General features: G+C 74.7%; 10 protein-coding genes. 5 read left to right on the top strand and 5 right to left on the bottom strand.

Annotated features, from left to right (window positions below; translation table 11 throughout):
• Positions 1-346, top strand: a 346-nt coding sequence (locus tag DY240_RS14300) for a helix-turn-helix domain-containing protein (RefSeq protein ID WP_147375324.1), incomplete at its 5' end; no start/stop codon positions are given.
• Between the two features lie 13 nt (positions 347-359).
• On the opposite strand, the gene DY240_RS14295 is transcribed toward DY240_RS14300, so the two are convergent.
• A complete protein-coding gene (locus DY240_RS14295; RefSeq protein WP_199701502.1) occupies positions 360-1,340 on the bottom strand; it encodes a helix-turn-helix domain-containing protein in 981 nt (326 codons plus the stop codon).
• Positions 1,341-1,532: 192 nt separating this feature from the next.
• On the opposite strand from DY240_RS14295, the gene DY240_RS33725 reads away from it, so the two are divergent.
• A complete protein-coding gene (locus DY240_RS33725; protein ID WP_119660530.1) occupies positions 1,533-5,846 on the top strand; it encodes a S8 family serine peptidase in 4,314 nt (1,437 codons plus the stop codon).
• A 40-nt stretch (positions 5,847-5,886) separates the two neighbouring features.
• Here DY240_RS33725 and DY240_RS14285 read toward each other — a convergent pair whose 3' ends face one another.
• Positions 5,887-6,156 carry a hypothetical protein gene (locus DY240_RS14285; protein WP_199701500.1) on the bottom strand — a complete coding sequence of 90 codons (270 nt, stop codon included), beginning with the start codon at positions 6,154-6,156 and terminating at the stop codon, positions 5,887-5,889.
• 114 nt (positions 6,157-6,270) lie between these two features.
• Between DY240_RS14285 and DY240_RS14280 the strand changes: the two genes are divergently transcribed.
• The 3 genes from DY240_RS14280 to DY240_RS14270 are packed head-to-tail and all read left to right on the top strand — an operon-like array spanning position 6,271 to position 8,978.
• Positions 6,271-7,200 carry an ABC transporter ATP-binding protein gene (locus DY240_RS14280; RefSeq protein WP_119660532.1) on the top strand — a complete coding sequence of 310 codons (930 nt, stop codon included), beginning with the start codon at positions 6,271-6,273 and terminating at the stop codon, positions 7,198-7,200.
• 4 nt (positions 7,201-7,204) lie between these two features.
• A complete protein-coding gene (locus DY240_RS14275) occupies positions 7,205-8,044 on the top strand; it encodes an ABC-2 transporter permease (RefSeq protein ID WP_199701498.1) in 840 nt (279 codons plus the stop codon).
• A 55-nt stretch (positions 8,045-8,099) separates the two neighbouring features.
• Positions 8,100-8,978: an aminoglycoside phosphotransferase family protein gene (locus DY240_RS14270; protein WP_199701496.1), complete on the top strand. Its 879-nt coding sequence runs from the start codon at positions 8,100-8,102 to the stop codon at positions 8,976-8,978.
• A 1-nt stretch (position 8,979) separates the two neighbouring features.
• On the opposite strand, the gene DY240_RS14265 is transcribed toward DY240_RS14270, so the two are convergent.
• The 3 genes from DY240_RS14265 to DY240_RS31980 all read right to left on the bottom strand — a co-directional run.
• Positions 8,980-9,588: a GNAT family N-acetyltransferase gene (locus DY240_RS14265; RefSeq protein WP_119660527.1), complete on the bottom strand. Its 609-nt coding sequence runs from the start codon at positions 9,586-9,588 to the stop codon at positions 8,980-8,982.
• A 9-nt stretch (positions 9,589-9,597) separates the two neighbouring features.
• On the bottom strand, positions 9,598-10,191 hold the full coding sequence (locus tag DY240_RS14260; RefSeq protein WP_119660526.1) for a histidine phosphatase family protein: 594 nt from the start codon (positions 10,189-10,191) through the stop codon (positions 9,598-9,600).
• On the bottom strand, positions 10,188-10,557 hold a 370-nt coding region (locus DY240_RS31980; RefSeq protein ID WP_407659327.1), incomplete at its 5' end, for an alpha/beta hydrolase family protein. The genes DY240_RS14260 and DY240_RS31980, both read right to left, overlap by 4 nt.

Below are 10,557 nucleotides of genomic sequence, written 5' to 3'. Positions count from 1 at the left end.
GACGTCGCGCGCCCGGGCCGACGCCGGCCTGGCCGATCGCCCCCTCGACCTCGGCCCGGTGGTCGACGAGGACGCCGTCGAGCGGGGCCGCGCGCTGCCGCTGCCCGACGCCGTCGCCTACGCCACACGCGCCCGCGGTCCGCGCCGCCGTCCCGACACCGGCTGGGCCAGCCTCACCCCCACCGAGCGCTCGGTCGTCGACCTCGCCGTCCAGGGCCTGTCCAACCCCGAGATCGGCGAGCGGCTGTTCATGAGCCGCGGCACGGTCAAGACCCACCTCGCGCACGTGTACGCGAAGCTCCAGGTCGCGAACCGGACGGAGCTGGCCGCCCTCCCGCGCGACTAGGAACGGCCGGTCGTCAGAGCCAGCCGCGCCGGGCGGCCTGGAGGCCGGCCTGGAACCGGTTCGTCGCCTCCAGCTCGTCGAACAGCCGGCGGGTCCGGCGCCGCATGGTCCGCGTGGACAGCCCCAGCTGGCGGGCGATCGCGCTGTCGGTCAGCCCGGCCGCCAGCAGCTGTACCAGCTGCCGGTCGTCGTCGGGCACCGTGCCGGCCGCCTCCTCGGCGACGGGTGGCGCGCCGAGCGGCGTCGCGCGCGCCCAGTACACCTCGAACAGCTCCACCAGCGCGTCGAGCAGCGTCGACTCGCGGACCACCAGCCCCTGGGCGTGCCCGACGTCCATCGACAACGGCAGCAGCGCGATGCGGCGGTCGGCGATCGCCAGCTTCAGCGGCAGGCCGGGCAGCACGCGCCCCTGCTCGCCGCGGCGGGTGAGGTCGCCGATCTCGTCCATGGCGCCCGGGATCTCCAGCGCCTCGGGCGCGTAGATGGCCCGCCAGTGCACGCCGCTGTCGAGGCGCACCGGCTCGACCGGGTTGACGGCGGCCAGGACGTACGGCGGGCGGTCGAGCACCATCATCTCCGACCGCACCTGGTGCTGCAGGCGGACGAACCAGCGGCCCTGCTCCTCCGGGCCGTTGAGCAGCTCGACGGTGCTGCCGCCGCCGGCCTGGCGCCGGGCGGCGTGGAAGATCGAGGAGAGCGCGAGCGCCGAGCCGCGCACCTGGTCCAGCTCGCCGGCGCGCTCGCGCACCAGCGCCTCGAGCGCGGCCTCGGGGTCGACCGCGGTGTAGCGGCGACGTCGCCCGGACATCCGGATGACGAGGCCGAGCGCGCGCAGCCGGCCACAGGCGGCGTCGACCCGCCGCTCCGGCTGGCCGAGCCGCTCCGCGAGCGCCGCCGGCGTCGCGTCGACGCACGTCAGGAGCGTCCGGTAGACCTCCTCGTCGAAGGGGCCGAGGCCCACGGGGGCCAGCGAGGCCTCGTCGTCTGCCGTCATGGTCTCAATGTGGCCGACTTGTGCCACCGGCCGCAACCGGCCACCCGCAGCCATTGATACACGGAGTCACACCTACTACGAATGTGGCAAACCCGCGGTAAACCCCCGGCCGCGGCCTGACTGCCGGCGCCATGCCGACCGCGAGGTCCGAAAGGCGGCAGCGAGTCCCACAAGGGAGAGGAAAACCTGAGCATGATGATTGCTCGACGACTCCGCGCCGGATCCGGCGCCGCCCTTGCCGTCGCCCTCGCTGCCGCGGGCCTGACCCCCTTCGCCGCCGGCGCGGCGGCCGAGCCCGACCCGTCGGCCGAGCGGGACACCCGCGTCATCGTGGTCATGGCCGGACCCGGCGGCGAGCCGGCCGCTCCCGCGGAGCTCGCCGCACAGCAGGACAGCCCGCGGGCCGAGCGCGCCGCCGCCCGCGCGCAGGACGCGATGCTCGCCGCGGCCGACGCGCGCGGCATCGACGCCGAGGTGGAGCACGAGTTCACCGGACTGGTGCACGCGGTCGCCCTCACCGTCCCGGCCGGCGACGTCGACGCGCTGCGTGCGCTGCCCGGTGTGGCCGACGTCGTCCCGGACCAGCGCTTCCGCGCCGCCACCGACGTCAGCGTGCCGCTCATCGGCGCGCCGGAGGTGTGGGAGCAGCAGGCGCCCGACGGCGCGCCGGCCGACGGCACCGGCACGATCGTCGCCGTCGTCGACACCGGCGTCGACTACACCAACCCGTCGCTGGGCGGCGGGTTCGGAGAAGGGCACAAGGTGGTCGCCGGGCACGACTTCGTCAACGGCGACACCGACCCGATCGACGACAACGGCCACGGCACCCACGTCGCCGGTATCGTCGCGGGAACCGGCGCCGGTCGCGCCGCCGTCACGGGCGTCGCGCCGGGCGCGCTGATCACCGCGTACAAGGTGCTCGACGGCGCCGGCGCCGGCTGGGAGTCCGACATCATCGCCGGCCTCGAGGCCGCCGTCGACCCCGCGAACCCGTACCGCGCCGACGTCGTCAACCTCAGCCTGGGCGGCCCCGGCGACGGGACCGATCCGCTCGGCCTGGCCGCGACGGCCGCGACCGAGGCCGGCGTGGTCGTCATCGCGGCGGCCGGCAACGCCGGCCCCGGCGAGCAGACGATGGGCAGCCCGGCGCTGGCCGACGGCGTGCTCTCGGTCGGCGCGTCCGCCAGCGGCCTGATCCTGCCGGCGGCCCGGGTGACGGCGCCGCGCGACGAGCCGCTGGACACCTTCCGCGCTCCGTTCTCCGCGCCGGCGCCGACGACCCCGATCAGCGGCGAGCTGGTCGACGTCGGCGACGGCGCCGAGGAGGACTACGACCGGGTCGGCGACGTCACGGGCAAGGTCGTCGCCTACCGGCAGAACCTGCCGGGCAACCTCGCCGACGTCGGACCGCACCTGATCGAGCAGGCCCGGCTGGCCGAGGAGCGCGGCGCCATCGCGATGCTCGCCTACACCGAGGGCAGCTCGGGACCGGTGCTGTTCTCCGATCCCGCGGCGTCGGAGACCGCCGCCGAGCCCGGTGTCGTCGACGTCCCGTTGACGGCCCAGGACGTCGTCTCGGGCGACAGCTTCCGGATGGAGCGGATCGTCGTCATGGGCCTGCTGGAGATGCAGTGGGAGCCGCTGCGCCGCGACCTCGCCGCCGGCCCCGTGCGGATCGAGATCTCCGGCGAGGACGTGACCGACCGGATCGCGTCGTTCAGCTCCCGCGGCCCGGCGCCGGACTTCGACCTCGAGCCGGACGTCGTCGCGCCCGGCGTGGAGATCCGCTCGACCTGGGCGCTGGAGAACTGGGCGCTCGGCGTCTACCGCATCTCCGGCACCAGCATGGCCGCGCCGCACGTGGCCGGCGCGGCGGCGCTGCTGCGCCAGCTGCGCCCGGAGGAGTCCGTCGCCGACGTCAACGGCCGGCTGACGGGCTCGGCGGTCGCGGTCGAGGGCACCGGCCCGACGACGTCCGGCGCCGGCCGCGTCGACGTCGCCGCGGCCGCGGCGAGCCCGCTCGTCGCCGCGCCGACCTCGGTGTCGCTCGGACTGGCCGACCTGTCCGGCCCGGAGGTCGGCGGCAGCGGTACGACCACGCTGCGCAACCCCGGTGCCGGCGACGTCACCGTCACGCTCGCGGCCGAGCAGGCCGCCGGCAGCCCGGGCACCGTCACGATCACCCCCGCTCGAGCCACCATCCCGGCCGGCGGCGAGCTCGAAGTCACGGTCGCCGTCGGCGCGGACCGGCCCGAGCAGGACGCCGACCTCGCCGGCTGGATCGTCGCCACCGCCGACGGCGGAGCCACCGTGCGGGTCCCGTACCTGCTGGCCGTCCGGCACCTCGTGGTGCAGACGTCGCCCGACCCCAGCGACGGCACCACCTCGGCGTTCATCTGGAGCCCGGCGCCGCTGACCGCCCCGCCGGTCGTGACGGTCACGCCGCCGCGCGGCCGTCCGGTCACGGTCACCGCCGAGCACGAGTACGACCAGTGGTACCGCGCCGACCTCACCGGCTCACGCGTCGGCGCGTACGGCGTCGCCGTCACCGCCGACACCCAGCTGGGCGCGCGGCTCATCGGCAGCGCGACGTTCGAGGTGGCCGCCCCTGTGGGCAGCTCCACGAGCCCGGCCGCGTGGCAGCCGATCGGGCCGAACACGTCCGGCGGCCCGATCGCCACCACCCCCGCCGACCCGGACACCGCCGTCGTGACGCAGTACGGGAAGGCGGGCCCGTGGACCACCGACGACGGCGGCCGGACGTGGCGGCAGCACAACCGGCTGCCGGTGCCGGCCGGCAGCGGCACCGACAACGTCGTGGTCGCGGCCGACGACCCGGACACCATGTGGTACGCCGTCAACTCCGCCACCAGCCTGGACTTCGGCGCCGTCCTCGACAACACCTACCTCGGCCGCATCCTGCGCACGCGCGACGGAGGAGAGACCTGGCAGCAGCTGGATGTGCCCGACTCGCACACGATCGCGCTGCTCAGCGACCCGTCGACGCGGGTGCTGGTGGCGGTGCGGCCCGACGCGCTGCTGGTCAGCCGCGACGGCGGCGACAGCTGGGACAGCCACCCCAACCACGCCGGCGCCGAGGTGACCGGCGCGGCCGTCAGCGGCGACGACCTCTACCTGTCCGGCTACGACGCGATCTGGGCGGTCCGCGGCATCATGACCGGCGCGCCGACCGGCACCGACACCGTGTACGAGGTGAAGGAGGGCTACGTCGAGGGCCTGGCCGCGACGGCCGACGGCGAGGTCGTGGTCGCGCTGGTCGACGACGTCGTCATCGGCTCGTCCGACGCCGGCGCCACCTGGGGTGAGCTGTACCCCGTCCCCGGCGGCGGCGCCCTCGACATCGTCGTCAACGGCGACGTCATGATGGTGACGACGTACCGCGACGTGCAGCACGTCAGCCGCGACGGCGGCGCCACCTGGGCGCAGCTGCCCGAACCGATCAACGGCGCCGTCGAGGAGGACGTCGTGCCGTGGGCCGGTGGGCTGCTGTGGTCGTCGCCGGGCGCGGGCCTGTTCCACGCCGAGTCCGACGGCTCCGACCCGCGGCGCATCGGCGTCCAGGGCGGCACCGTGTACGACCTGGAGATCACCGAGGACGCCGAGGGCACGGCGCGGCTGCTCGCGGGCACCGACACCGACGTCTACGCGACCGACCTGCCGACCCGGCCGAAGCTGCCGGACGGGGTCGCCGAGTGGGGGCTCTCCGGGTATGAGGCCTACGTCGGCACCCGCGTCGGCCAGCTCGCCGTCGACCCGCGGGACCCGCACACGGTGTGGAAGATCCGCAAGGACGCGCTGTCGCAGTTCTGGGTGTACCGCAGCACCGACGGCGGCCAGGAGTGGGAGCTGCGCGGCCGCACCAACGAGGTGCCGCTCGACCTCGTCGTCGGGCCGCACGACTCCGGCCGCGTCGCGGTGTCGTTCTGGAGCCTCGGCGGCGCCGGCCTCTACGTCACCGACGACGCCGGCGAGGTCTGGCGCAAGCACTTCCACGACCAGCTGTTCTGGTCCGTCGCGACCGACCCCGCCGACCCGGACCGGCTCTGGCTGGCCGCCGACGACGGCCTGTACCGCAGCGACGACTTCGGGCTCACCGCCGAGAAGGTCGCCGACGGGCGGTTCACGACGGTGGCGGTCGACGGCGACCGGATCGTCGCCGCGGGCAGCGCCATCCGGGTGAGCGACGACGGCGGCGCGACCTGGCACGACGCCGACGCCGGCGGGCTGTCGATGGTGGTCGGCGACCTGATCGTCTCGCCGTCGGACCCGGACACCTGGTACGCCGCGACCGGCTCGTTCACCGCGAACGGCCTGGTCAAGGGTGGCCGCGGCGTGCTGCGCAGCACCGACGGCGGGCGCACCTGGGTGAACGTGTCCAGCGGGCTGCAGAACCTGTCCGTGGTGTCGCTGGAGATCAGCCCCGACGGCCGCTGGCTCTACGCCGGCACCGAGGACGGCGGCGTCCACCGGATCAGGACGCGATAGTCCGAGCAGGGCGGGTGGGACGACGTGGGACGGCGCCGGGTCAGGCGTCGTCCCACTCGTCGCGCAGCTCCTTGCGCAACACGTCGACCTGCACCATCAGCGCGCCGAGCAGCTCCTCGCGGTTCAACCGGTTGGTGGTGCGATACGACCAGGCCGGTCTCCCGTCGGCGTCGAGGACCTTGATCAGCACGAATGCCTCGATGGCCGTCTCGCCCGGCGCGAGCGGGTGCACCTCGAGGCCGCTGAGCACCTGAGCGACCGGCACGCGCTCGTCGCCGATCGAATCGGGGTCGCTGTCCATGGAGGACATCCAAGCATCCCCTGAGAGGGTCGTCAGGGGCGACCCCGAGATGTCCCTGAGCCGGCCCTGAAACCACCCTTGAACTGCTGTTTCTCCGTCGGGGCGAGCCGTAGCGTGGCCGCCATGATCACAGCGGAACGGCTGACGAAACGCTACGGAGACAAGACGGCGGTCGACGCGATCGACTTCACCGTCCGGCCCGGCGCGGTCACCGGGTTCCTCGGCCCGAACGGCGCCGGGAAGTCCACGACGATGCGCATGGTGATGGGCCTGGACCACCCGTCCGGCGGCCGGGTCACCGTCAACGGCCGCGCCTACCGCGAGCTCCCCGCCCCGCTGCACGAGGTCGGCGCGCTGCTGGAGGCGAAGGCGATCCACGGCGGCCGGAGCGCCTACAACCACCTGCTGTGGCTGGCGAAGACCAACGGCATCTCGCGCCGCCGCGTCGACGAGGTGATCGGCCTGGTCGGTCTGGAGGCCGTCGCGCACAAGCGGTCCGGCGGGTTCTCGCTCGGCATGGGCCAGCGGCTGGGCATCGCGGCCGCGCTGCTCGGCGACCCCGGCGTGCTGCTCTTCGACGAGCCGGTCAACGGCCTGGACCCCGAGGGCATCCGGTGGATCCGGAACCTCATCCGCGCGCTGGCCGCCGAGGGCCGTACGGTGTTCGTGTCCAGCCACCTGATGTCGGAGATGGCGCTGACGGCCGACCACCTGCTGGTGATCGGGCGCGGCCAGATCCTCGCCGACACCGACATGGCCGACTTCATCGCTCGCAACTCCGCCGCCCACGTCCGGGTCCGGTCGCCACAGGGTGGCGTGCTGGCCGAGGCGCTGCGCGAACGCGGCTGGACGATCCGGCGCGACGACGACGGCGCGCTGCTCGTCGACGGTGCCACGCCGGAGCAGATCGGCGACATCGCCGGGTCCCGCGGCCTGTACCTGCACGAGCTGAGCGTGGTCAACGCCTCGCTCGAGGAGGCGTTCATGCGCCTCACCGCCGACAGCGTCGAGTACCACGCCCGCACCGACCAGCCCGTCCCCGCCGGAGTGTGACCACATGACCACGTCCACCACCCTCACCCCGCCGGCGCCGTCGCCGGCCCGCCGCGCCGACGTCGGCCGGCCCCGGCTCACGTTCGGGCGCATCCTCGACGCCGAGTGGACGAAGATCCGCACCGTCCGCTCCACCGTCTGGACGCTCACCTCGCTGTTCGTCCTCAGCGTCGGCCTGACGGCGCTGATCTGCTCCGTCGCGGCCGGCGACCTCGCCAGCGGCGGCGGAGGCGGCGAGCCGGTCGGCGCGTTCGTCACCTGGGGCCTGATGTTCGGTCAGATCGCCGCCCTCGTGCTGGGCATCCTGGTGGCGACCGCCGAGTACTCCAGCGGCATGATCCGCACCACCCTCGCCGCGGCGCCGCGCCGGTGGTCGGTGCTGGCGGCGAAGACGACCGTGCTGACCGGGCTGCTGCTCGTCCTGGGCACGATCACGTCGACCGCCGCGATCATCGCCGGCAACTTCTTCCTCGACCGCGAGGGGATCGGGTTCTCCCTCGGCGACTCCGACGTGCTGCGGACGATGATCGGCGGTGGCCTCTACCTCGCGGTGCTGGGGGTGTTCGGCCTGGCGCTCGGCCTGCTGATGCGGCACACCGCCGGCGCCGTCACGGTCGGCATCGCGCTGATCTTCATCGTCGGCAACCTGGTCGGCCTCGTCCCCGGCGCGGCCGGCGAGTGGCTGACGAAGCTGATGCCGGGCAACGCCGGGTCGACCCTGGCGACGGTCGAGTCCTTCAACCCCGACCTGCTGGGGCCGTGGACCGGGTTCGGGGTGTTCGCCGGCGAGACGGCGCTGCTGCTGCTGATCGCGGGCTGGCTGTTCTCCAGGCGCGACGCCTGACGCTCGTCGGAAACTCGGGTGCGCGACGGCGGTCGCGTCGGTTTGAATGACCGGCGTGACCGCCTTCCGCATGAGCACCAACCTGGCCGAGGTCGCCGCGTCCGGTCGCGAGCCCGGGCTGACGGAGTGGGCGGCGACGCTGCCGTCCGTGGTGCCCGAGCTGGTGGCGCGGTGGGAGCTCACGGTCGCCGAGCCCTACGAGCCGGGCGGGCGGTCGTCGTGGGTCGCGCCGGCCACGACGAGCGACGGCGACCCCGTCGTGCTCAAGGTCGGCTACCGGCACACCGAGGCCGAGCACGAGGCCGAGGGGCTGCGGTTCTGGGACGGCGACGGCACCGTGCGGTTGTACGAGGCCGCGACGTTCGACGACACCAGCGCGCTGCTGCTCGAGCGGGCCCAGCCGGGCACGCTGCTGGCGCACGCGGTCCCGCCGCCGGAGCAGGACGTCGTGCTGGCCGGCCTGCTGCGCCGGCTGTGGCGACGCCCGCCCGCCGGCCACCCGTTCCGGACGCTGGCGTCGATGTGCGAGTACTGGGCCCGCGACTTCGAGCGACGGGCCGACGCCGCGCCGGCGCGCTACGACCGGGGCCTGCTCCGCGAGGGCGTCACGCTCTACCGCGAACTGCCGCTGACCAGCGACGACGACGTGCTGCTCTGCACCGACCTGCACCCTGACAACATCGTCGCCGCGGTGCGCGAGCCGTGGCTGGTCATCGACCCCAAGCCGTACGTCGGCGACCGCACGTACGACGCGACGCAGCACATGTTCAACATGGACCGGCTGCACGAGGACCCCGGCGCGCTGTCGGACCGCATGGCCGCCCTGCTCGACCTCGACCCCGAGCGGCTGCGTCGGTGGCTGTTCGCCCGCTGCGTGCAGGAGTGCCCCGAGTGGGACGGCCTCTACGACGTCGCGGTGAAGCTGGCGCCGTAGGTCAGAAGTCGATCCGCATGACGGCGCGGCGCGGCGTCGGGCGGCTCACCTCGGTGAACCCGGCCGCGGCGAACATGCCGACGGTGCCGACGTGCAGCTCCTCGGCGATCACCCGGGTGGTGGTGATCGGATAGCCCTCGACGGCGCGGGCGCCGCGCTCGCGGGCGACACCGGCGGCGGCCCGGGCCAGCGCCGTCGCGACCCCCCGCCTGCCGAACCCGGCGCGTGTGACGAAGCACGTCAGGGCCCATACGCCGCGGTCGGCCGGGTCCTCGTCGCGGCCCTCCCACGGCACCCGGAAGACCCGCCGCAGCCCGGCGTAATCCGCGCGCGGCTGAAGGGCGCACCACCCGGCCGGCTCGGCGCCGAGGTAACCGACCAGCCCGGTGGTGCGCTCCGCGTCCGGGACGCCGCAGCCGGACTCGTCGAGCAGCCGCTCGGCGCGGTCCTCGGCCGGAACCGAGCCGAACGACTCGCGCGGCCGCAGCTTGTACCGCTGGCACCAGCACCGCGACGACGAGGCGCGGCTGCCGAGCACCGTCCGCAGGTCGGCCCAGCCGGCCTCGTTCGCCGGAACGGCGGTGAACGGCGATGGTTCCGAAGGGCTCATGGTTCCTCCTCAGACCTGGAGGGCGTCGGGGAAGCCGGTCCAGCGCAGCTCGTCGGGCAGGTGCCGGGTGTCGTTGTGCACCAGGACCGACGGCGCCCGGCCCGGTGCGTAACGGATGACGGTGAGCGCGGCGTTGCCCTGGTTGACCGTCAGCCAGCGCCACTCCGGCGCGCCGAGGGCGTGCCGCAGCAGCCAGCCGATGGTGAACGCGTGCGTGACGACGAGCTCGTGGTGGTCGTCGTCGCCGGGGACCGGGCCGGTGAACCGCTCGATCGCCTCCGCCGCCAGCCGCGGTCCGCGGCCGTCGTCGCCGAACTGGCCGACGAACCGCTGGTACGCCGCGGGCAGGTCGTCGCGGTACGGAACGTAGTCGCCGGCCGCCTCGGTCACCTGCGGCTCGACCCCCAGGATCGCCCCGACGATGCGCGCGGTCTCGGCGGCGCGGGCGAGCGGGCCGTGCCGGACCGCGTGGACCTGCCGGCCGCCGTCGCGCAGCCGCCGGCCGAGCAGCTCGGCCTGCCGCCGGCCGGCGTCGGTCAGCCCGGTCTCGTCGGGCGTGGCCTCGGCGTGCCGGGCGAGGTACAGGTAGCGGGTGGCGGTCATGGTCTCCTCAGCAGCCCGGCGACGGCGTCGAGCACGGCCGGCCAGGCCGACGACTCGGGATCGATGAGGCCGAAGTGTTCCACGTCCGGCAGCTCCTGGAGCGTCGCCCGCGGGCCGGCCGCGGCGGCGTAACGGCGGCTGAGTTCGGGCGGGACCTGCCGGTCCGCGGTCCCGTGCAGCAGCGCGACGGGGACGCCCGGCGGCGCCAGCCGGAGCGGGTCGGTGACGGCGTACCGCTCCGGCCGCTCGGCCGGACCGCCGCCGAGCAGCGTCCGCGCGGCCCCGTCGTCGAGGTCGAGGGCGGCCGCCTCGTGCAGGTCGAGGACGCCGGCCAGCGACACCACCCCGGCCGGCCGGGCCGCCGCG

The organism is Jiangella rhizosphaerae, assembly GCF_003579925.1.
Classification (GTDB): domain Bacteria; phylum Actinomycetota; class Actinomycetes; order Jiangellales; family Jiangellaceae; genus Jiangella; species Jiangella rhizosphaerae.
This window is presented reverse-complemented; position numbering and strand designations above follow the sequence as displayed.